Genomic DNA, 21,104 nt, shown 5'->3' with positions numbered 1-21,104 from the left:
CAAACTCTTGATACACCTATGTTTAATTTGCCTGATTTTCAAGAATTATAGGAAGTTTTGTCGAACTACTTGTAAAACCATACTTGAATATATTAAATATGTGTTGATAAGCGGAGTGTTGACCGGCTATTGGGCCGAAAAAGGAGGATCGATGTTTGCGGATGAACACACGCTTTGATTTCTGACCATAGATCATAACAAGGAGTGAATTCGCCATGGCTCGTAGATTCACGATTCTCTGTTTAGCTATCCTATGTGCTTTTTCATTAACGACCAGCGCAGCTTATGCTTCGGAAACGAATCCACAGTCAGCGCAAACTGACAGCTCCAATCATCGTGAACTGCCAAGTTTCAAGAAGCCTAAGCATCTGGACGTCGCAGATATTTATGATGCACCAGGTGACATCAAATTGTTGTTAGGGACCTTGCAGGGAATCGTAAACAGGGAACAGCCCCGAATCTATTTGATTGAATCCCAGGAAGAAGGGAAAATGACCTGGCTTAACGATATCAATGTTCCTTACACGCTTCATGAAGACTATTGGGACGTGTTCTCCGCATATCGCAGCGAGGCGAAAGGCATGATTGTATATGATCCGGAAGTTCCTGATACGATTAATGTCGCCACCACGCTCGCAGGTTTGAAGAATGCGGTCGTTGCCAGCCCTGAGCTGGCCGACAAATTGTCTAAAGCTCCATTCGACTTGAAGATCCTCGACGATCTTCGCGGTAAATTCGATAATCGACTTGAAGCATACACCTGGCAATATGAGCATCTGTGGGAGCAGACAACTCATCAGATGCTGATCGGGCTGGATCCGGATACAGCGATTCGTATTCCTTCCGGAATGCCTGAATCGTTCGTGACGATTGCGGAAGAGAAGCAGCAGGTGCGGGATGCGAGCAACCGTGATACTTATAACCTCGACCTCTCCTCCCTCTTGGGAGAAGCATCCGTTTATCTGCGCTTTGATGATGCTTTTACCCAGGATGGCTGGGGACCCGCGGTTCATGAAATAACGATCAAGGCTGACGACAAAGAGATAGCGAGCTTCATCGCAGGAACGCCTGAAGAAGAGTCTTATCTCTATGATCGGCAAAACTCCAAGTTCAGTGAAGGCCAAGGCGGTCACCGCTTTGCCGATAACGGCAGTTATTTTGTATATGAATTCACTCCGCCTGCGGGAACCGAGATACTGACCGCAGAAGTTGATATGTGGAACCAGTACAAGGTTTCGGCGGGGAATATCCGTCCGCCTTCTGCAGAGCAGCAGGAGCCCTATGGCTATTTAAGAGATTATGCCGTTGCCAATAAAGCGATGGTATTCTGGCTCGATTCCAATGTACCTGAACAAAAAGCGCTTTTCGAGAAAATCATGTCCGATGTGGAGCCGGGCACCCCATACCTCGGCTGGTTCAGCAACGATGTGGAAGGCGAGTTCAGCTCGGTCGAGATAGCCTCCCGTTACGGCGTCTATGTGCTGGCAGCCGATTGGTTCAGCAATCTGACCGTTTTTTCGGGAACCAAGCCGAAGTTCAAGCTGGCGAAAACACCTCCACAACCGGCGCTTGAGAACAAAATTTATGTGACCTATACCTTTACGGAAGGCGACAACTTTCAATATAACCAGCATCGCATGCGCGTCATGTGGGATGACCCGGCCAGAGGCAAGGTTCCGATAAACTGGACTTCAAGCCCATTGCTCTATGAAGGTGCCCCTGCTATATTGAATTACTATCTAAACACGGCAACAGAGAACGATTTGCTCATTGCCGGACCTTCCGGTGCCGGTTACTTCTATCCGAGTCCATGGCCTGACGCTAGCTTCCGTGAATTTTTGCAGCAAACCGAGAAGTATATGAAAAAGACAGGAATGACAATCCCTTATGTACTGAACCGAATCGACAGCGAAAATGTGCCGTTATCACCGTTTAAAGCAAAAGCTTATGAGGAGGAATATAACGTACCTGGTTTATTTATTAGTTATGAAGACAAATACGGGGTTGAAATTATCGGCGACAGCCTGCCCGTGTCTACGATCCGGGGGATCAGCACCGTTCAAGACGGATTGCAGGTGCTCAATGAAGCCAAAGCGAATTGGGATGGTAAATCACCGTTGTTCGTCTCGCTCGGTATGCTCGCATGGAGCATGACCCCGTCCGATGCGCTGGCGCTGACCGAACAGCTCGGGGCAGATTTCAAAGTCGTTCGCGCGGATCATTATTTCTCCTTGATCCGCGAAAGCTACAACTTGCCAATCAAGAAATGACGATTTTCGATTAACAAGTGACAGATGTATTAAGGGCATCGCAGGTCCGATTTTCTTGGGATCTGCGATGTTTTTTATGATGGAATGGAGATCCTTCCCCACCCCGTGGTTACGGGATTTAGGAGGGATAATTAACGACATTAAATATAGTTAGTTAATGCCGTTAATTAATCTTACGGTCACTATTCGCTGTATGCATTTAATGTAGTTAACTATTTTAATTAATAGCATTAATTAAATGCGATCATCCTCCTAATTCAAGAAGCAATAGAAACTCACCACTCCATGATCTCCACCATGCATCCTCCGTAACCAGCACATTTCCTCTCCCTCCACACAACAGCTCACCCGATTTCCGCAGTCTCGGTAGCTTGCATCCAGATGATTTCTCCTGATTATTTCTTGGGTAATCGCAAAAACCACATCCATTCGACAGAAGACCGAACTCTTCCCCTTATACATAAAATGCGGCAAATGGTGAATACTCACTATATCGATTAGCATGTATTCCCTCATATGGAGATTAGTATAATGCCCACTAGCAAAAAGATATCATTGATTGAGGTCTACTTCATCATGCTGTTGTCCTTGGGTATCACCAATCATGTCATCCTGATTCCGCTTATTCTGCAGTACGCGGGTCGCGACGCATGGATGGGCACCCTGCTGACCATGATCCTGCATATAGGCTGGGTCTACATTTTGTTTTTTATCATGAAACGAACGCAGCAACAATCGATATTCGCCTGGTTCAAAGATGGTTTTGGTCCGATCATCGGCTGGATATTTATATGCATCATGTCACTCTACTTTTTTTGGATGTCCATAGTCATATTAAGAGAAACGGTGACATGGATTCGGGTTACCTACCTGCCGCAAACGCCGAAAACGGTCGTCTCGCTGACCATTATTCTGCTATGCGTATATGTGGCCAATAACGGGATTCGCTCGATAGCGATCATATCCGGCATTTTGCTCCCCGTTGTGTGGGTACTGGGCCATTTTGTAGCTGTGTCGAATCTTCAATATAAGGACTACTCATTGTTAACTCCGCTATTCGTTGAAGGTTACACTCCTATGCTCAAGAGCATGATCGTAGCCGGTGGCGGGTTCATGGAGATGATTGTGCTGATCTTTCTTCAGCATCATATGAAACGAAAGATGAATTACCTCTCGATTGTTATTTTATCGGTTCTTCTCGGCGGGCTCACGCTGGGACCATTGATGGGAGCGATCGCCACATTCGGTCCTGTTCCCGCGATGGAATCCCGCTACCCTGCCTACGAACAGTGGATGCTGGTCACCATTACGAAATATATAACCCATGTCGATTTTCTGGCTCTATACCAATGGATATCAGGGACATTAATCCGCATCTCTCTTTTCCTGCTTATTATGGCCGATGGTATCTCATTTAAAAAATCCAGGCGACGCCTTTGGTATTTGTTAGGGTTGGGTACCGCACTGACTGTCTTTTCTTTAATACCGGTAATCGATCGACAAATCGAGTTATTCGTTCTCGGCAAATACTCTGCTGCATTCCTTGGCTTCCTGTCTGGGCTAACGCTATTCATTGCGATCCTAGTAACATTTAAACCTAAAACCAAAAGGGGCGGGTAGACGATGACACATCACAGACCTCGAAATCGAATGTTCCGTCGACAATCGAAACAAGCTCAGTTTGCAGTTGACCGCCGCAAGCCTGCTCTCGATACATTGGATGAGAACACCCTGCGTTCCATGTTTGCCTCTTCCGCAGACGTTGTCATCCAATCCTTTCCGGCAAAGAAGGTTAGTGCGTTTCCTGCATTGCTCATCTACTGCGAAGGTATGGTTGATCCCACGCTGATGACCCAATATGTGCTGCCGGATCTGGAAGAAAAGCTGGAGCACTTCAATGAGTGGGAAGCACTGACCAGAGAATTGGATAAATCGATGGAATGGAGTGAAATTAACCAGCATGCCGACGTTGTAAAGCTTTTGTTCGAAGGGCACATGATCCTGTTTTTTACAACAGAAAAATGCTGTTATTCCATCAATATTGCCGCACGCCCAAATAGACAGCCTGATGAATCCAATACCGAGGTGGCCATCAAAGGGGCTAGGGACGCTTTTACGGAGGATATCACCACGAACGTGGCACTTGTCCGAAAAAGGCTGCGCACGGCCACACTCCATAATGAACAAATGATCATCGGAGAGCGCAGCCAGACCCGGGTTTCACTTCTATATATTTCCGATATCATACGCCCTGAAGTCGTCAACGAGGCTAAAGAGCGATTAAAAGGCATCCATGTCGATGCACTCATTACCAGTGGCCAACTGGAGGAGGCTCTTTCCGATTCCACCCTCTCCCTGTTTCCGCTGATGGACTATATAGGCAGACCGGACTTTGTAGTGGAGTGTTTGCTTCGAGGACGTTTTGTTATACTTGTGGATGGCTCGCCAATGGCGTTAATTGCACCATGCAATTTGATGGAATTATTAAAAACGCCTGAAGATTCCTACTTCCCCTACTACTTTGTAATCTTTGAACGGCTTCTCAGGCTGCTGGGTCTCTTTCTCGCCATTATGCTACCGGGATTTTGGATTGCCCTCACAAGCTATAACATCGATCAGCTCCCCTTTCTACTTCTTGCGACCGTCACTGTTTCCAGATTTGGGCTTCCGCTTTCCTCTCCCATGGAGATCTTATTGATGCTGGGTATGTTCGAGCTTTTCAGAGAGGCTGGCATCAGGCTGCCCAAAGCAGTCGGTCAAACCATCGCGGTTTTAGGCGGTCTCATTATCGGTGATGCTGCCATCCGTGCGGGCCTTACTTCACCAACCATGCTGGTTGTCTCTGCAACAACCGCGGTCGCGACTTTTACTTTAGTCAATCAGACGCTAAGCGGGACGGTCAGCATTATTCGACTCTATGTGCTCATCTGGTCTGCCTTGCTGGGTATGCTCGGATTCTTCATTGGCATATTAACCCTTGTCGCATACCTCTCTGTTCTCGAATCCTTCGGACTTCCGTACTTAGCTCCCCTATCGCCATTAACGTTCAAAGATCTGATGAGTTCCCTCCTAAAAAAACCATGGGCTTTCAACAAAAAACGACCGCAAATGCTTCAAACGATAGATGACTCCTCTGAAGAAAGGGAACCTGAATGAAATGACAACCTGCGTCAGAATCATAAAATTAATGTGGTTAATCGTATTACTCCATTTGTTAACCGGCTGCTGGGACATTAAAGAGATTCAAGACATCAATTACATTACTGCCATCGGAATCGATCAAGAAGACGGAAACTTTGTCGTTTACACCCAGCTGATGGATTTCACTTCCGTAGCCAAAATTGATTCAGGAAAGTCTGATAAACCCTCACAAATATGGACGTCCAAAACAAAAGGAAAAACCTTGGACTTGGCGATCAATGGCATTTATGACTCTGCGCAGGAACGTACGATCTGGAGTCATATTTCCTGTATTATCATTAGTGAAAATGTGTTGAAATCGAATGTCCTATCGAAACTGGATACCATCGGTCGCTACCAGGAGGTTCGCATGACGCCTTGGGTATTCGGCACAAAGGATTCGATCGAGCAATTGATGAATATCCCGGCATTTTTCAACCTCTCCCCTTTAAATACATTAGCCCATGAACCTGTTGAGGAATATAAACAGAGATCCTATATTGAACCGATTAGATATTTCGATTTCATGGCACTGATGACAGAACCAGGCTGGACGGTTTTGCTTCCAAATCTGACGATCGATACAAAGACATGGAGCCGTAACCAAAAAGAAGATCCGAAGTTAGAGATTAACGGAGTATTTGCTATATCCAAAGGGGTATCCAATGGCTTATTCACCAATGACAAGCTTACCGGTTTGCGCTGGCTGGAAGCCGATACTAAGCGTTCCCACATCCCGATTACCAATCAGAACGGTGAATTAGCAGGAGTCGCGGTATTATCCAACCCTAAAATCAGCGTGAAACTAAACATTGTCAACGGCATGCCCAAATACCGCGTTAGCGTCAAGTTAAGTGGAAACGTAGTGGAAGCACTCGATGATATGAACAAAACGGATTTTGAATTACAGGCAGCTAAGGGGGTACGCGAGGAAATTTTGACTACGTTTAAAAATGGGGCTGCTTCAAAAACGGACCTATTCAGCTTGGAGCACGTGTTGTTCAGGAGGAACACCCGGCTTTGGAAAAAAGTCAATCAGTCATCTGCTCAAGCGATCGATCCAAGCGCACTGGAGACAGTTCACGTCGAAATCCATCTGGATCACGCCGGCATGAAGCTGCTCCCTCATCATAATAGTCCGATTACACCGAAGACTAAAGACGAAGCAGACTCCTGACACTCTTTAATAAAAGAACGTCAAGAACGGCTGCCTTTGATTTGGAGGAAGCTCCATATGGCATATATGATAAAGCGAATTTTTGATATTGGTATATAACATCTTGGTTAGATGATAACGTCCACATCGTCATCCTCAAACAAGTCATCATATGCGACGTAAAGGCCTATAGCTGAGGCAATCAATACTAAGATAGCTGCAATGAACGCCAATTGCTTAACCGTAGCTTTTTTTGAAGCTGCTTGTTGTCTGCGTTTTCTTTGCGTTCCTTGGCCCATACGACATACCTCCCACTCCATGCCATTACCATAAAATATGAATTCGACATGAAAATGTTGTTAGGCAAAGTACGGTTATATCGCATTCGTGATTCTTGTCCTATCGGGTAAGCTTGCTAAAAAATGCTCTTATATCCTCAATAAGTGATTCCGGGTCTGCCATGGCAACCATATGACTGCCACTTTCGCGATTCGACCAGTGGATAATGTTGTTTTTGGCTTCTGCAATACGCCGGAATACAGAACCTCCCCCATGGGAAACCCCTGTCGGGACTCTCATCTGATTGGTTGGCATCCCAGCTGCTCCTTCATAATAGGTCCAGGCCGAGGAAGCAAATGTCTGCGTTAACCAATAAACGCTTGCGTTAGTGAGCAGCAGATCTTTATGGATCGGTTCTAGAGGAATCTCTTCCGTGTTTTTAGGCCATCCGTCAAATTCTTTAAACCGCTCAACAAGGTAAGCAAGTCCAGCCACCGGCGAGTCAAGCAGCCCATAACTGAGTGTTTGCGGTCGGTTGGACAGATACGGTGCATAACCGCTCCCACCTTCAAACAGCTCGGCTAGATGAGTAATTTCGGCCATTTCCTCCTCGCTGCACCCTTCCAGTTCACTCGGATCTCCCATGGGGATACCCAGCCCTCCTGTAATATGAACACCAATCATATGCTCAGCATCAAGGATAGCCAGCTCGGGGGAAACTAATGCGCCTGCATCGTTGCCATGTGCTCCATAAGCTTCATAACCGAGTCTGTGCATCAGCTCAGCCCACACACTGGCTACGCGCTTGATGCTCCACGGTGTCTCATCTGCCGGCTCCGGAAAAGTGGAAAAGGCGAATCCTGGAAGCGAAGGTGCCACGATATGAAAAGCCATGCTTGGATCTCCACCATAGGCTCGTGGATTGGTTAGTGGTCCAATGATGTTCATGAATTCAACGATGGAATTCGGCCAACTATGGGTCATGATCAACGGTAAGGCATGTGGCTCGGGAGATCGTACATGAAGAAAGTGGATCTGCTGACCCTCAATGTCCGTTATAAATTGCGGAAATGCATTAAGTTTTTGCTCATACTCACGCCAGTCATATTCATTCTGCCAATATTCCACCAGCTCTTTAAGATACGAAACAGGAATTCCCCGACTCCAATCACCGCCAGGTAACTGGGAAGGCCACCGGGTATGAGCTATACGTGCTCGCAGATCGTCAATGTCTTGTTGAGGAATGTCGATGTGAAAGGGGCGGATGAAGATTTCGGAATCTTGGTACATGGTATCTTGATGATTGTTAGCCATCGGATTACCTCGCTCTCAATTTTTTCTTCATTATAAGAGCGAAACACTGACGACAATGTGTCAGTGTTTTGGTGGAAGATTTCTCATATTGTGAGGGTGCCTAGTCACTCAGAAGTAAAGAAAGAACCCGCGATATACACGGGTTCTGTTAAGTCATAAAGCTTTATCGATTGACCATTTAGGAGTTGTTAAAGTGAATCACCATGCCTGTTTTATCATCGGATTTTTTGAATCTTGCATAAGTTAAGCAATCAGGGTCAGCCTCTTCGACCTCAAGTAATTCATGTGCATACTGCTCAAGCCCCTTTTCGAGTATACACTGCGCCATATAACTCCAATAGGATCGATCACTCGGGACATCGCGTTCAGGCCAAAATAAACCATCCGTTAACAAGATCACGTGTTTTAAGCGTGACTTGTTGATCTTTCCGTATTCGAGAAAATGGGCAGCTTGGGCTTCTCCGTTCAATACGCCATAGCCTCCATTCGTATTACTCTGAAAGCGATTCGCCCTGATGATATCAATAACCGTCCCGTGGAGGTCTTTTTGATTGGTTAATCCCTTAATCACGCCCTCCTCCCATTTTGCGATGGCCGGAGATTCCAAATGAGCGACTTGTCTCCAGGTTAACGGGCGAACCTCCCCATCTTGGTAGACGGCAAGAATCATGCAGTCGCCTGTCTGAATAAATTCCATACGGTCCTCTTGAATTCGAACAAGAGCAAGGGCAGTGCCCCAGAGGCCCTCTTTATTCTTCATGTTAATATTGGCTTGCAGCATAAGTTCTCTTAGCTTTTGGTTCGCTTCCGCAACATGATCCGTAAGCTGTACAACCCGGTCCAGTGATTCGAAGTACTTCTTCACGGTTTGGGCAGCGATGTAACCTCCGGTTTCCTTCTTGTCGCTGAGGTATGGAACGATGGATGAAACTCCATCTAACACGCCATACAATGAGGCTCGTTCGTTTATGACAAGTGCATCTTCGTTTAAGAAATGGATTCCCCTATGCGTGAATTGCTCAACGGTTACCATAACGCTCCTCCTGTCGATTCCGATTCTAATTACTAGCTTTGCAACTTGACCCTTGCAGCCCGCCAAAAGGCAAGACATGTTACAAGCAGGGCCAGCATGAAGCTGCTGATAGCCGGAACGACAAGCTGTAATACAAACGTCATCCCTTCACCATCAACAACCGGCAGCATGGCCATGAGCATAACCAGAATATAGATCACTATAAATACGCACCAAAATGGTAGAACCGAATTTGAATGTTCTCTTTGCGCTGGTGCTACATATAAATGGCGATGGATCCACCATACGATCAGGACCAGCCCGATCAGACTGCTGCCGTGCTGACATAATTTATATACCGGAATTTGTACGGAATCGATATGTATCCAATGGGTAAGAAAAGGAATCTGATTCACGATCCAGGCACCTTTATGCGTAAACTGATCCCATAATAGATGTGTGCCAACGCCCACTAATCCCAAGATCATTACGACAAGCCAACCTTTAAAAGTGGCCGGCACCTTCCCTGCCCGATCCCATCGGTATGGAAACCATGAAGGCAAATATACGAATAGAACGGGTCGTACCACCGTCTCGAAAATAACGTACAGGAGCAAGATCATGGGAAGGTTGAACAGCAAGATGCCAGGACCCTCGTGGCTCCATAAGCCAGACGCCCGAAATCGGATGAAATATTCAAAATCCGGTGCCATGCAGCCGATTATTAGGGCTGATACCGGCAGCGATTTCTTCTTCCACCAAGGCATCGTGATGACAGGATGAGCGAACGTAAACGGCATAAGATCTCCTAACTGCTGCGAATGTTGAACATAGCTAATTTTTAACTATTCTAACAGATTCGTACTCATAAGAGGCAAAGAAATTTCACCTTAAAAAAAGGACAGGCATCCGCCTATCCCTCATCTACTTTATATTACAGCAATTCGCGTGCGAGCAGTCGGTAAACCTCCAGCCGTTTCTCCTGCGAATGCGGAATGCTGCATATCATGGCTTCCTGGAATCCGTAGTTCGCTTGCTCTTCCTGTAAGCGTGCCGCAATATCCTTTACCGCTCCCACAAGATGGATCTTGCGGCCTTCCTGGATAGCCATCCGGTCGATTTCCGTTAAGGACACATTCTGAGCCTCTTCGGGCGTCAGCACCTGCGTAATCCGGCCCTTGCTCATCATCAAGCGGAAAATATCCTGCGGCAGCGCTTCATACTCGGCCTCTTCCTTCGTTTCGGCCGTCGTCACCATATAAGATACATTAATCTCAGGCTTTTCCATGAATATGGACGGCTGGTAGTTATCGCGGTAATGATCCAATATTTCGCTGCTCATCGCTCCGTTAAAGAATTGCGCGAAGGAGTAGCCGACTCCCATCTGAGCCGCTTTTAACGCGCTATTGCCGCTGGAGCCCAGCAGCCACACTTCAGGCAGGGCAACTCCGGTTGGAGCAGCGGCGTTCTTGGCGTAGAGTTCATCTTCCGGGATCTCGTCACGAAGGAGCTGCATGGTAACGGCCAGCTTATCATACATGTTATGAAGCATCAGCTGCCGTCCTTCAGACAAAGCGTACATGGCACTCGTATCACCGCCTGGCGCTCGTCCTACACCAAAATCAATCCTTCCCGGGGTAAAAGCACTCAACGTCTTAAACACTTCCGCAAGTTTAAGGGGCGAATAATGCATCATCATGACACCCCCGGTGCCGATGCGAATCCGGTCGGTTTTGGCTGCAAGCCGGGCTGCCGTCACTTCGGGTGCGGAGCTGGCAAAGGTATTCCCGCCATGATGCTCGGCCATCCACATTCGGCTGTATCCCAATTCATCTGCCAAGACAGCCAGTTCTTCCGCTTTATTCAAGGCGCCTTCCGCTGTGTTGCCGCTTGTTACGGGTGCCTGATCTAATACGCTTAATCTCATGAGAGTTCATCCCTTCCTCGGTCAAATGACCATTTTGTTGTTGATCCATTCCTCTAAAGCCGCCACCTTGTCCTTAAAGCGCTCACCGCGCATCTCCTCCGTCAGCGAAGCGATGGTCTCTCGCTTTAATACAGCCTTCCAGGATGACTCTGCTTCTTTCATTAAATCGGATAACAGGCAGCAGCTTTCTTCCTTTTCCAAGTCCAGCATGTCTACCAGTATTCCGTGGGATGAATAGAGGGATTGCTGCCCTTCTACCGCGAGGTATACGTCGTATACACGGATATCCTCGGGTTTCTTCTTTAATCTAAAACCACCCTTGATACCGGGAACAGACGTGATGATGTCTGCTGTTACCAGCTTCCTTAACAGTTTCTGAAAATAGGTTGCCGATGTCCCCAGCTGTTGGCTGATCGCTTCCCCGGGCAGCACGGCCTTGTCCGGCAGCATATTCAGCAGAACCAGGGCGTACACCGACTGTTCCACGCCGGTTTTCATATGCATAAACAGCACCTCATTCAGGAAAATTATCTAAACTACACACTCATATAACCATTCGTGATTAAATCGGATAAACAATATCCACGTTATATATTATATCATTTCAAACGGAAAGTAAAACGGGGTTAAGGCGAGCGCTTACGCTTGTCTGGAATCGATTCGTCCTCTCCGCTATGTCGTGCAGAATGCTACTTATTTAGACGTAAAGAAACCGTTCTTTGGTAAAATGGCGGGGCTACCCACACCATTTACGAAAAGAACGGTTTCTTTTGTGCATTCAATATACTATGAAGCAACTCAATATCCAATGGATTCGGAGGAAGCTTCTACGCTTCGTCCCATAACCGCTTCAGATTGTCTAGACCCAGCCGGGTTCCTTCCCGGCATTCTTCCATACCCTCGAATTCCAGCGTAATGTCTCCGTCATAACCCTCGTTCTTAATGAGACGCAGAATCCGGCGAACATCGATATCACCTTGGCCGAAGATCGAGCCTCGGAGGTAATTGCCATGGGATGTTCTGAACCATTTCCCCCCACCCGGGTCCTGATCAAACGGACGATAATAGAAGTCTTTCACATGGATGAGCGAGGCCAGCGGCAGGTTGCGTTTCACGCCAACCAGCGGCTGCTCGTCAACGCATAGAAAGTTCCCGATATCCAGAGTTGTCTTGAAGTTCGGTCGGTCGACCGCCTGAAGCACACGCTGTACACGGTCGCTCGCCTGTACGCTCACGCCATGGTTCTCAATCGTAGTCGTAATACCGTACCCGGCTGCGTAATCTGCAATAAGACGACACCCTTCTACAATCCTATCCAGATGGGTTTCCACATAATCAATGCCCATCTTCTCAGGCGGCAGCGTGAAAGCTGTCACGTCATGACGCATATGCTTCATTCCCAGCCGGTTGACCGTATCCACATGTCGCTTGATTCGTTCCACCTCCGAATCAAAGTCGTTCCGGCTCTCCTGGACGAAATTAGCGGGCATGGAATAATTGGACAACGCGATGCCGACTTCCGCCGCCCGCTCACGCACTGCGTCAGTAAGCTCGGGATTGTCCTCCAGCGTAAATCCATAGGGTACGATCTCCATGTGCTGTCCTCCGTTCTCGGCGATCCATTCCACAACATCCAGCACCGTCATCTCACCTGCTCGAATAGCCGGCAGCAAGCTGTAGGTGCTCACACCAACCCTCATTCTAGGATCCCTCCTTTATTTGCTTCTTCCATCATACGCTTCCTGGTAGATTTCCAGATAGCGGGCTACATTCATGGCCTCCAATTGCTGAACGTAGCCATCCCAGTCTTTATCCAGATCGGCATCGCCAATCACGAAGCGGGCCATCATTTCATCCACGTAATCATTGATCGTTTTGGACAGATCCGCAACCTCGGACGCCTGCTCGTTGGTCAGAAATAACGGCGGCACGGTGCTGACATCGGTAGGTTTGTGAGGTTCGTATTTATTCTTCGTCTCGTTGTACAAAACGACCTCCAGATCGTCGTCCCCTTTGGCAACGGCGCTCAGACGGAAATCATTCGTCCGCAAGCTCGGGCCGGTTTGAATCCAGGCGATGTTCTGCACCGTGCCGTAAGACTTTAGCTCAGACCAGACCGCAGGCTCCCCGTTGATGCCGACCTCTCCGTCCTTCGCTTCACGCCATTCCTGGTCCGGGCGGCCATACACGCTTCGCAGCGTATGCTCCCGCTCGTACAGGCCATCCGCCCATCGCAAGGCGAGCTCAGGATGCTTCGCCTTTTTCGTGATGACAAATGCACCCGGATTCATTCCGGTGGAATCCAGAGCAGCGTATCGAACGCCATTCGGTCCCTTGAGCGGCGGCACGGTCTTATATTCCAACCATCTTCCGCTTTCGCCGAGGAGTTGGGTAAATATACCCTGGTGGCCGCCTGTTGAAGCGCCAAGAAGCACGGTATCGGGATTCTCGCCGATCTGTATCAATTGATTGTCATCCTGCGTGAACGACTCCGGAGCGAGAAGCCCCTCAGCGTACAGCTTATTCATATACCGCAAGCCTTCCCTCCACTCCGGTTTGTTGAAGGCCACGTCAAGCTTGTCGTCTTTTATGAATATATGCTTATAACTCGAGCCGTAAACCGGATTATAGATGAATGAATTTAATAGGAACGCATCGATGGAGGAGCTCCAGGATTTCGGAGAAATCGACAAAGGAATTTCGTCCTGCATGCCGTTTCCGTTCGGATCTTGCTCTTTGAAAGCTTTCAGCACCTCGTACAGCTCATCCGTGGTTTCCGGCATCTTCAGATTGAGTTTTTTCAGCCAAGGCTCATAAATCCACATTTTCTGGCTCATGGAACAGTGATAACATTCATTCACTTCCGGAAGCGCATAGATGTTGCCGTCCAGCGCCGTGATCGCGGATTGGATCTCCGGATTGTCCTGGAACATTTTCTTCGTATTCGTCCCCTGCTTCTCAATCAAGTCGTTCAACGGAAGAAAGGCACCCTGCGAGCCGTATATCATCTGCTGCGCCGGCGAAATATTTAAACCCATAATGACGTCGGGATAATCCTCGCTGGCAAGAACAAGATTCAACTTCTCCTGTATGCTCTGCTCCGGAACGACCTCCCATTCGATGTGCACATTCGTTTTTTCTTCGTACCACTTGGTAAAATCATTCGTTTCGAAATTCTCGACCAGCGGATTTCCCCGCACCATCACCTTTAAAGTGGTTTTCTCTTGAACCAGCGGATAGGTCCCCGGTTCGGATAAGGCGATTGGCTCGGTACCCGCATTTGGCGCTTCATCCGAGCCCTTCGGGCTCTGTGAACCCGTACAGCCTGCAAGAAGGATGCTGAATGCGGTGAAAGCACCCATAATAACTCGCGTTCTTTTTCTCATAACGTCCCGCCCTCCTGAATAATGGATGGATTATCCCTTTAACGAACCGATCATGACTCCTTTAACAAAAAACTTCTGCAAAAACGGATATACGATCAACAGCGGAACCGAGGTCACGACGATCAGCGAATATTTCAACAGCTCCCGCAGCCCTTGCCGGGCCGCAGCGGTTTTGGCGTCGCCGAGCATTTCGATATTCACCTCGTTCTGAACCAGAATATCGCGAAGCACAAGCTGGAGCGGGTACAAATCCGCGCTCTTTAAATAGATCATGGCGTTGAAATATTGATTCCAGTGTCCAACGGCATAGAACAAAGCAATAACGGCCAAGATGGGACCCGAAAGCGGCAGTACGATGCGCCACAGGAAGCGAAAATCGGTACAGCCGTCCAGCTGGGAAGCCTCCAGCAGTTCCTGTGGGATGGTCGTCTGGAAATAAGTGCGCATGATGATGACATTCCACACCGACAGCGCCCCCGGGATCAGCATCGACCATATCGTGTCAATCATGCCGAGGTCCTTCACCAGCAGATAGGTTGGGATCAGCCCCCCATTAAACAGCATCGTGAACACGAACAACAGCATGAACACGCTGCGGCCCCGAAAATCTTTGCGTGATAACGGGTACGCCGCCATGACGGACAGAATGAGATTGATCACAGTGCCTGCCAGCGTATAGAACAGTGTGTTCATGAAGCCTTTGGCAACCATCGTATTTTTGAATACCGCACGGTAGCCTTCGAGCGTCGGTTCGACGGGCCACAGCCATACCTTTCCTGACAAAACCGCACTGCTGGAACTGAATGAGGCGCTGACTACATAAATGAGCGGGTATAACACAACGATTAGGAAAATGGATAACATCGCGTAGTTGACCACCGTAAAAACGCGATCCGAGCCGGATTCCTTCATGGCAGGTGATTGCATACGATTCCTCCCTTCCTTACCATAGACTCTCCTGCTTCAGCTTTTTGGCCGTTTGATTTACGATCAACAGCAGCACGAAACCGATGATCGCTTTAAACAATCCAATCGCCGTGGCATATGAGAAATTCATCGCTTGGGATACCAATCCCACCTTGTACACATACGTGTCAATGACTTCGGATGAACGCAAATTCAGTGCGTTCTGCATTAACAGAATTTTCTCGAAGCCGGTCTCCAGCATTTGCCCCGTATTCAGAATGAGCAAAATCATGGCGATGGGCATAATGCCCGGAAGGTCAATGTGGCGCATCCGCTGCATTTTCGTGGCCCCATCCATGACGGCTGCTTCATGAAGTGCCGGATCAATACCTGAAAGCGTTGCCAAAAAAATGATGCAGGAAAACCCGACATTCTGCCAGATATGGGACCACACATAGATCGACTGAAACCAGGACGCCTCCGCCATGAAGTGAAACGGACCGATGCCGATCCAGCCGAGCATCGTATTGATGAGTCCCGTTCTGGGATCCATAAACTGCAGCATCAAGCCCACCAGCACGACCAGAGAGATGAAATACGGCGCGTATGTAACCATCTGGACGGTATTCTTGAATCGCCGGTTCCTTACATAATTCAGTCCAAGCGCCAGCATAATGGGAAACGGAAAACTGGCGATCAGTGTATACAAGCTGATGGAGAACGTATTCTTCAGCAATCGCCAGAATTCATGCGATTGAAAGAAACGTTCGAACTGGGCAAATCCTACCCATGGACTTCCGTTGATCCCCTTCGTGACGTTGAACTCTTTAAACGCAATTTGCGCTCCGTACATCGGCACATACTTGAAAATAATGATGTACAGCAGCGGAAGTAAAAAAAGCGCATACAACTGCCAGCTGCGGATGAAACTTTTCCAGCCACTCAGCGGCTACCACTCCAATCTTCAATGGATTCGTCCCGGGTGCGGTTCGTGATTGGAGTATATACAGAAGGGCGGATCTGCGTAAATCTTCATGTTTCCGGTCCATTATTCAGAATTTTAGAATGGGCTGTTATTCATCAATTAGGCACTACGCATTTCTTTAGATTAAGCATGTTCTCCTTCACGTTGAAGGCGTCTATACTCGGTAGCACTAATGCCATTTACTCGTTTGAACGCACGGCTGAAGGTATTGAGTGAGAGATAGCCAACAGAAGCAGCGATGTCGCTTACCGGCCTATCGCCAGACGACAATTCCCGCTTCGCCTCATCCATTCGGAGCTGCTCCAGGTAATCCGAGAAATTCAAGCCTGTTTGCTCCTTAAAAAAGTAAGAAACATAGGCTTCGGAGGTGCGCGTTTCCCGGGCAAGCGCGGTCAAACTGAGATCACTTTCCCAAAAGTGTCCCTTGATATAGGTTAGCAGTCGGTTCGTTAAATGATCATTGTGACTCTTCTTCCTCTCTTCGTTCTTCCGACAGAGCCGAATGAAAGCGGTATGAAGAATATTCATGGCTTCCGCCGGGGACATCACCGGATGTAGAGCTCTGATGACGGCATCCATTTCCTCCGTTCTGCCGCTTCCATCATCTCCTGTCTGTTCGCAGCATTTCATCAGGGTACCGCTAAGCTCCTGAACAAGGAGCTTCTCCACAGCCATCGGCAATTGCCGCTCCGATCTATTCTTCTCCTTGATCTGCAATAAGAGCTGCTTGGTCTCATCCAGATTGCCTGCTTTTACAAGCTGAATCAATCTCATCTCTTCATCGGCCGGATAATAATAGGTGAAGGGCGGCGTTTCCATTTCCGCATGAAATAAGATGGGCGTCTTCTCGCTCCATCCAGCGTGATGAAGCACAAACCTGGCTTCTCCATAAGAACGGTATAGCTCAGCAATGCTGGACTGGCATTCACCTACAGCTATATACAAGCCCGTATCCGGGATTGCGCTCAAATGCTCATAAATTCCCTGTATATACGCTCGCATCCTTGTCGTAAAATCCGCGTTGTCTGCCGCCGTTCCGGACAGGATCAGGACCAACTGGTTTTCACCAAAATCATGCAGCAGCACTTCCTCCCCGCATAACGATTGAATCCGGTCGCGGATGTTGATTTTTACAATATCAAGTTCCATCAGCATCTCTTCCATAAACGGCTCCTGGTATCCCCGAATATGAAGCAGGGCAACCGCATGGTGAGAGCCCCGAAGTTGGACTTGTGCATGTTCCATGGCAGCGTCGATCTCCTGCATCGAGGTGAAACCTCCCTTCAGAAGCCTGTCAACTACGACATTTCGCAGCATCGGGATCTGCTCTTCCAACCGCTCCTTCAGCGTATGATGGCTTTCGATCAGCTCGGACACGGAATGACCGATATAATCGACAGCGTTACGAGCAATAGCATGTTTTACATCCCGGCGCGATGAGGGTAGAAGCTGGAGAATCTTCAGGAATGGCCTGCTGCTTCGATACGCGAGATAGCCGGCTATGCCAAGCCCTAGGAGAAGAGCCGTGATAAAGATCGCCAATGTCAGCTGTTTGATATAATTTACCTTTTGCAGAACCACGGATTTCGGTTGGGCAGATACATAGCTCCAGCCATTGTATTGGGACGTGGATTGCGTCACCAGCATTTCTTGACCACCTAATCGAATATGGGAGTAGCCTCCTTTTTTAGGAAGCGCTTTCAATACATCCGGTTCTTTCAAACCAATGGAGCTGATCAGGTTGCCGTTCTGATCTGCAATGTAGGCAAAACCCTCTTGTTCTGGATCGACTTTACGAAGCATGTCCTGGATCTGCATATTATTAATCAGTACAGTGACCACTCCGCTGCTCCTTTTATTCCCGAAGGATTGCATGTAGCTGACAACCGAGTAAGGTTTCCCTTCATATACAACCGAATGGCCCGGGGCATACGTTTTATAATGATACTGCCCAAACAAGGCTTGCTTCCACTCGCTTAATGGCTGGTCGTCATAGTGCAGCTGCATTCGATAATACTGGTCCACCGTATACACCTTGCGAGGTGATACGATCATGTTGCTGTTTCTGTAAGCGATGTAATAATCCACAATGAAGTGATTGAACAATTTGTAATTAAACAAACTCTTTTCCAAATCCCATAGACGATAGGGACCCGTACCGGCAAACGGTTCTTTCTCAAATTGAAAAGAGAGCACCTTCGATTCGCTCGACATCTGCCGTGCAAGGTTCTCGATTTCAGCAAATCTCTGATCCAGCGCTTCCTGGATTTGCTGCAGAGCTGCGGAGGTGGTTCTCACCGTCTCGCTTTCGATAAGCTCTGCGGTCTTCCCATAAGCAAACCATCCAACCAATAGGGAGCCCACCAAAATGACAGCATACGGTATAAAAAATCGAACCAGCAGCGCTGCCTTCTCCCCGAAAACGGATTTCACCGCTTGATTCCCCCTTTCAACTATTCAGATATGATCCAATATAACAAAGAAAACGACGGATAGTCAGTAGACCAAATGGCACTCTTTAAGAGTCAATCAGGGTTCTATTTTCTCGCAAATTGGTATGATCAAGCATTTGGATACTGTCGGCATTTCATCCGTAAATTGGTTATCTCCTCCTCCTTCCCTTATACTGGAGATGAACCTATCATTTTCGAGAGGAGCCCCTATATGACAAATGCGAACGAATCTCTGAAAAATGTATTGTTTACGAAGGAATTTACCCATAACCCTTATCCGGTATACGAGAAATTGAGGCAGAGCGATCCCATTCTGAATCTGCAATTTCCCGATGGACGTTTCGGATGGCTGATCAGCAATTACGAGCAAGCTGTTGAAGCGCTCAAGGATGGCCGATTTAGCAAAGACATCGCTAAAGCAATGGGTCAGGAACAGACCAGCGTATTCAGCACCAACATGCTGTTCTCCGATCCACCGGATCACAAACGGCTTCGCGGTTTGGTTCAAAAGGGCTTTACGCCACAGAGAATCGCAGATATGCGAGGCCATATCCAAGAGATCGCGGACAACCTGCTGGATGCTGTCTCCTCCAGAGACACCATAAATCTCATTGACGATTATGCCTTTAAACTTCCCATTATCGTAATAAGTGAAATCCTTGGCGTGCCTACGGAGGATCAGGACAAGTTCCGGTTATGGTCCAACTCCATCATCGGCGCCTCCAACCAGGAAATGAACGAGCAAGTGGTCCAGCATATGAATGAATTTATCGCTTATTTGAAGGATTGGTTCGCGAAGGTTCGCGAACAACCGGGCGATGATATGATCAGTCAGCTTGTCATTGCCGAGAATCAGGGTGATCGCTTATCCGAACAGGAGTTATATGGCGTCGTCACCCTGATGATCATAGCCGGTCATGAAACGACGGTGAACCTGATCGGCAATGGTGTGCTTGCGTTATTGGAGCATCCGGAGCAGCGCAAGCTTCTGCAGGAACAACCCGAACTCATTCATGGCGCAATTGAGGAAATGCTTCGCTACAACGGTCCCGTTGAATTCAGTACATCCCGCTGGGCAGCGGAGGATATGGATTTTCATGGCGTTCACATGAAAAAAGGCGACTTGGTTGTCATCGCTTTGAACTCCGCAAATCGGGATGCCTCACAATTCGAGAATCCGGATATCTTTGATATTACCCGGGAGAAAAGCCAGCATTTAGCCTTCGGCAAAGGAATTCATCTCTGCCTGGGAGCCCCGCTCGCCAGACTGGAGGGTGAAATCGCAATCAACACGCTGCTCCGCCGCTACCCCCATTTTGAGCTTCAACGGGACATCGATGAGCTTGAATGGAGACCGGGTATGATTGTTCGCGGTGTGAAGGAGATTCCGATTTCACTTCATGCCTGATGCTCAACAACATAAATGCCAATATGAAAAAGGCGAATCCTGTTAGGGGTTCGCCTTTTTCATGTGTTTTTAGAAGACAACCAAAGTGTATTGAAGTAGGAACTTTTGATACAGTCATCTAACGGGCAGGAATTCATCGTTAGAATTTATCCACTAGATTACATATTATACATTATGTAAACTATTCACCGTATTGCCGTTTATCTTTTAGTTCAATAAGGAATCCTCATTCCAAGCCCCAGGAGTTATTGAAATGGTAAAAATGGGTAACCTTAGTTAGTAGAACCCTTTTAAAACAATACACTTCGAATTTTTATGAAATGGAAGAGGATGAACCGAATGAAGTCTACAAAATCCAAAGAACACCAATTACAGCGCAGACGTTACTCCGCACGTAATTTATGGGCCGGCATCTTATTCGGATTAGGTCTAGTCGGTTTTATCGATGAGGCTGTGTTTCATCAATTGCTGCATTGGCATCATTTCTATGATAAATCTACAAGCGATATCGGTCTTGTCTCCGATGGACTGTTTCACGCTTTCAGCTGGTTCGCCACCATCGGATCCTCGTTCATGCTTGCCGATCTTCACCGCCGAAATGCGTTCTGGCTGAAACGGTGGATTGGAGGTATCCTGCTTGGAGGCGGCGCCTTCCAGCTGTATGACGGCATCATTCAGCATAAATGGATGCGTCTGCACCAGATTCGTTATAACGTCGATATCCGTCCCTACGATTGGGTCTGGAACCTGATTGCTGCGGGCATGATCATAGTGGGTGTGATTCTCATCGTGCGAACTCAAAACCGTGCTCTTTCCAGGGAGGCCTGA

At 47.9% G+C, this 21,104-nt stretch carries 17 protein-coding genes; 6 read left to right on the top strand and 11 right to left on the bottom strand.

Annotation, left to right across the window (positions count from 1 at the left end; translation table 11 throughout):
- Positions 1–215: 215 nt before the first annotated feature.
- From MKX98_RS15615 to MKX98_RS15600, 4 genes are all read left to right on the top strand, one after another.
- The gene (locus MKX98_RS15615; RefSeq protein WP_339224003.1) at positions 216–2,270 is read left to right on the top strand and encodes a GxGYxYP domain-containing protein; all 2,055 of its coding nucleotides are present in this window, start codon (positions 216–218) and stop codon (positions 2,268–2,270) included.
- Positions 2,271–2,801: 531 nt separating this feature from the next.
- Positions 2,802–3,890 carry an endospore germination permease gene (locus MKX98_RS15610; RefSeq protein ID WP_339224000.1) on the top strand — a complete coding sequence of 363 codons (1,089 nt, stop codon included), beginning with the start codon at positions 2,802–2,804 and terminating at the stop codon, positions 3,888–3,890.
- 3 nt (positions 3,891–3,893) lie between these two features.
- A complete protein-coding gene (locus MKX98_RS15605; protein ID WP_339223998.1) occupies positions 3,894–5,426 on the top strand; it encodes a spore germination protein in 1,533 nt (510 codons plus the stop codon).
- 31 nt (positions 5,427–5,457) lie between these two features.
- Positions 5,458–6,627, top strand: a complete 1,170-nt coding sequence (locus tag MKX98_RS15600; RefSeq protein WP_339223996.1) for a Ger(x)C family spore germination protein — start codon at positions 5,458–5,460, stop codon at positions 6,625–6,627.
- 107 nt (positions 6,628–6,734) lie between these two features.
- Here the strand turns inward: MKX98_RS15600 and MKX98_RS15595 are convergent, their stop codons facing one another.
- The 11 genes from MKX98_RS15595 to MKX98_RS15545 form a co-directional block, all read right to left on the bottom strand.
- Positions 6,735–6,905, bottom strand: a complete 171-nt coding sequence (locus MKX98_RS15595; protein ID WP_194542573.1) for a hypothetical protein — start codon at positions 6,903–6,905, stop codon at positions 6,735–6,737.
- A gap of 100 nt (positions 6,906–7,005) precedes the next feature.
- Positions 7,006–8,199: an epoxide hydrolase N-terminal domain-containing protein gene (locus MKX98_RS15590; protein ID WP_339223995.1), complete on the bottom strand. Its 1,194-nt coding sequence runs from the start codon at positions 8,197–8,199 to the stop codon at positions 7,006–7,008.
- A gap of 178 nt (positions 8,200–8,377) precedes the next feature.
- Positions 8,378–9,232 (bottom strand): protein phosphatase 2C domain-containing protein, encoded by an 855-nt coding sequence (locus MKX98_RS15585; RefSeq protein ID WP_339223993.1) that lies wholly within the window; start codon positions 9,230–9,232, stop codon positions 8,378–8,380.
- Between the two features lie 32 nt (positions 9,233–9,264).
- Positions 9,265–10,011: a DUF4184 family protein gene (locus tag MKX98_RS15580; RefSeq protein ID WP_339223991.1), complete on the bottom strand. Its 747-nt coding sequence runs from the start codon at positions 10,009–10,011 to the stop codon at positions 9,265–9,267.
- Positions 10,012–10,145: 134 nt separating this feature from the next.
- Positions 10,146–11,138 (bottom strand): LLM class flavin-dependent oxidoreductase, encoded by a 993-nt coding sequence (locus MKX98_RS15575; RefSeq protein ID WP_339223989.1) that lies wholly within the window; start codon positions 11,136–11,138, stop codon positions 10,146–10,148.
- Between the two features lie 21 nt (positions 11,139–11,159).
- Complete coding sequence (locus tag MKX98_RS15570) at positions 11,160–11,642, bottom strand: Rrf2 family transcriptional regulator (protein ID WP_194542569.1); 483 nt, start codon at positions 11,640–11,642, stop codon at positions 11,160–11,162.
- Positions 11,643–11,965: 323 nt separating this feature from the next.
- Positions 11,966–12,838 carry a sugar phosphate isomerase/epimerase family protein gene (locus MKX98_RS15565; protein ID WP_339223988.1) on the bottom strand — a complete coding sequence of 291 codons (873 nt, stop codon included), beginning with the start codon at positions 12,836–12,838 and terminating at the stop codon, positions 11,966–11,968.
- A gap of 15 nt (positions 12,839–12,853) precedes the next feature.
- Complete coding sequence (locus tag MKX98_RS15560; RefSeq protein ID WP_071220663.1) at positions 12,854–14,524, bottom strand: ABC transporter substrate-binding protein; 1,671 nt, start codon at positions 14,522–14,524, stop codon at positions 12,854–12,856.
- Between the two features lie 30 nt (positions 14,525–14,554).
- Positions 14,555–15,451 (bottom strand): carbohydrate ABC transporter permease, encoded by an 897-nt coding sequence (locus MKX98_RS15555; protein WP_194542567.1) that lies wholly within the window; start codon positions 15,449–15,451, stop codon positions 14,555–14,557.
- 16 nt (positions 15,452–15,467) lie between these two features.
- Positions 15,468–16,340, bottom strand: coding sequence for an ABC transporter permease subunit (locus tag MKX98_RS15550; RefSeq protein ID WP_220685343.1), 873 nt, complete (start codon positions 16,338–16,340; stop codon positions 15,468–15,470).
- A gap of 198 nt (positions 16,341–16,538) precedes the next feature.
- On the bottom strand, positions 16,539–18,848 hold the full coding sequence (locus MKX98_RS15545; RefSeq protein WP_339223986.1) for a helix-turn-helix domain-containing protein: 2,310 nt from the start codon (positions 18,846–18,848) through the stop codon (positions 16,539–16,541).
- 231 nt (positions 18,849–19,079) lie between these two features.
- Between MKX98_RS15545 and MKX98_RS15540 the strand changes: the two genes are divergently transcribed.
- Both MKX98_RS15540 and MKX98_RS15535 read left to right on the top strand, forming a co-directional pair.
- The gene (locus MKX98_RS15540) at positions 19,080–20,276 is read left to right on the top strand and encodes a cytochrome P450 (protein ID WP_339223984.1); all 1,197 of its coding nucleotides are present in this window, start codon (positions 19,080–19,082) and stop codon (positions 20,274–20,276) included.
- Positions 20,277–20,615: 339 nt separating this feature from the next.
- Entirely contained in the window at positions 20,616–21,104 is a 489-nt protein-coding gene (locus MKX98_RS15535; protein WP_339223982.1) for a DUF2243 domain-containing protein, read from the top strand.

This window comes from Paenibacillus sp. FSL W7-1332 (genome assembly GCF_037969785.1).
GTDB lineage: Bacteria > Bacillota > Bacilli > Paenibacillales > Paenibacillaceae > Paenibacillus_AQ.
Note: the sequence above shows the minus strand (reverse complement) of the source record. Positions and strands in the feature narration are given on the sequence as shown.

Excerpts from the sequence above, each read along its gene's own strand:
- MKX98_RS15600 (WP_339223996.1), top strand. The coding sequence starts at position 5,458 with ATGTGGTTAATCGTATTACTCCATTTGTTAACCGGCTGCTGGGACATT.
- MKX98_RS15540 (WP_339223984.1), top strand. The coding sequence starts at position 19,080 with ATGACAAATGCGAACGAATCTCTGAAAAATGTATTGTTTACGAAGGAA.
- MKX98_RS15585 (WP_339223993.1), bottom strand. The coding sequence starts at position 9,232 with ATGGTAACCGTTGAGCAATTCACGCATAGGGGAATCCATTTCTTAAAC.
- MKX98_RS15580 (WP_339223991.1), bottom strand. The coding sequence starts at position 10,011 with ATGCCGTTTACGTTCGCTCATCCTGTCATCACGATGCCTTGGTGGAAG.
- MKX98_RS15605 (WP_339223998.1), top strand. The coding sequence starts at position 3,894 with ATGACACATCACAGACCTCGAAATCGAATGTTCCGTCGACAATCGAAA.
- MKX98_RS15560 (WP_071220663.1), bottom strand. The coding sequence starts at position 14,524 with ATGAGAAAAAGAACGCGAGTTATTATGGGTGCTTTCACCGCATTCAGC.
- MKX98_RS15590 (WP_339223995.1), bottom strand. The coding sequence starts at position 8,199 with ATGGCTAACAATCATCAAGATACCATGTACCAAGATTCCGAAATCTTC.
- MKX98_RS15570 (WP_194542569.1), bottom strand. The coding sequence starts at position 11,642 with ATGCATATGAAAACCGGCGTGGAACAGTCGGTGTACGCCCTGGTTCTG.
- MKX98_RS15595 (WP_194542573.1), bottom strand. The coding sequence starts at position 6,905 with ATGGGCCAAGGAACGCAAAGAAAACGCAGACAACAAGCAGCTTCAAAA.
- MKX98_RS15615 (WP_339224003.1), top strand. The coding sequence starts at position 216 with ATGGCTCGTAGATTCACGATTCTCTGTTTAGCTATCCTATGTGCTTTT.
- MKX98_RS15535 (WP_339223982.1), top strand. The coding sequence starts at position 20,616 with ATGAAGTCTACAAAATCCAAAGAACACCAATTACAGCGCAGACGTTAC.
- MKX98_RS15575 (WP_339223989.1), bottom strand. The coding sequence starts at position 11,138 with ATGAGATTAAGCGTATTAGATCAGGCACCCGTAACAAGCGGCAACACA.
- MKX98_RS15555 (WP_194542567.1), bottom strand. The coding sequence starts at position 15,451 with ATGCAATCACCTGCCATGAAGGAATCCGGCTCGGATCGCGTTTTTACG.
- MKX98_RS15610 (WP_339224000.1), top strand. The coding sequence starts at position 2,802 with ATGCCCACTAGCAAAAAGATATCATTGATTGAGGTCTACTTCATCATG.
- MKX98_RS15565 (WP_339223988.1), bottom strand. The coding sequence starts at position 12,838 with ATGAGGGTTGGTGTGAGCACCTACAGCTTGCTGCCGGCTATTCGAGCA.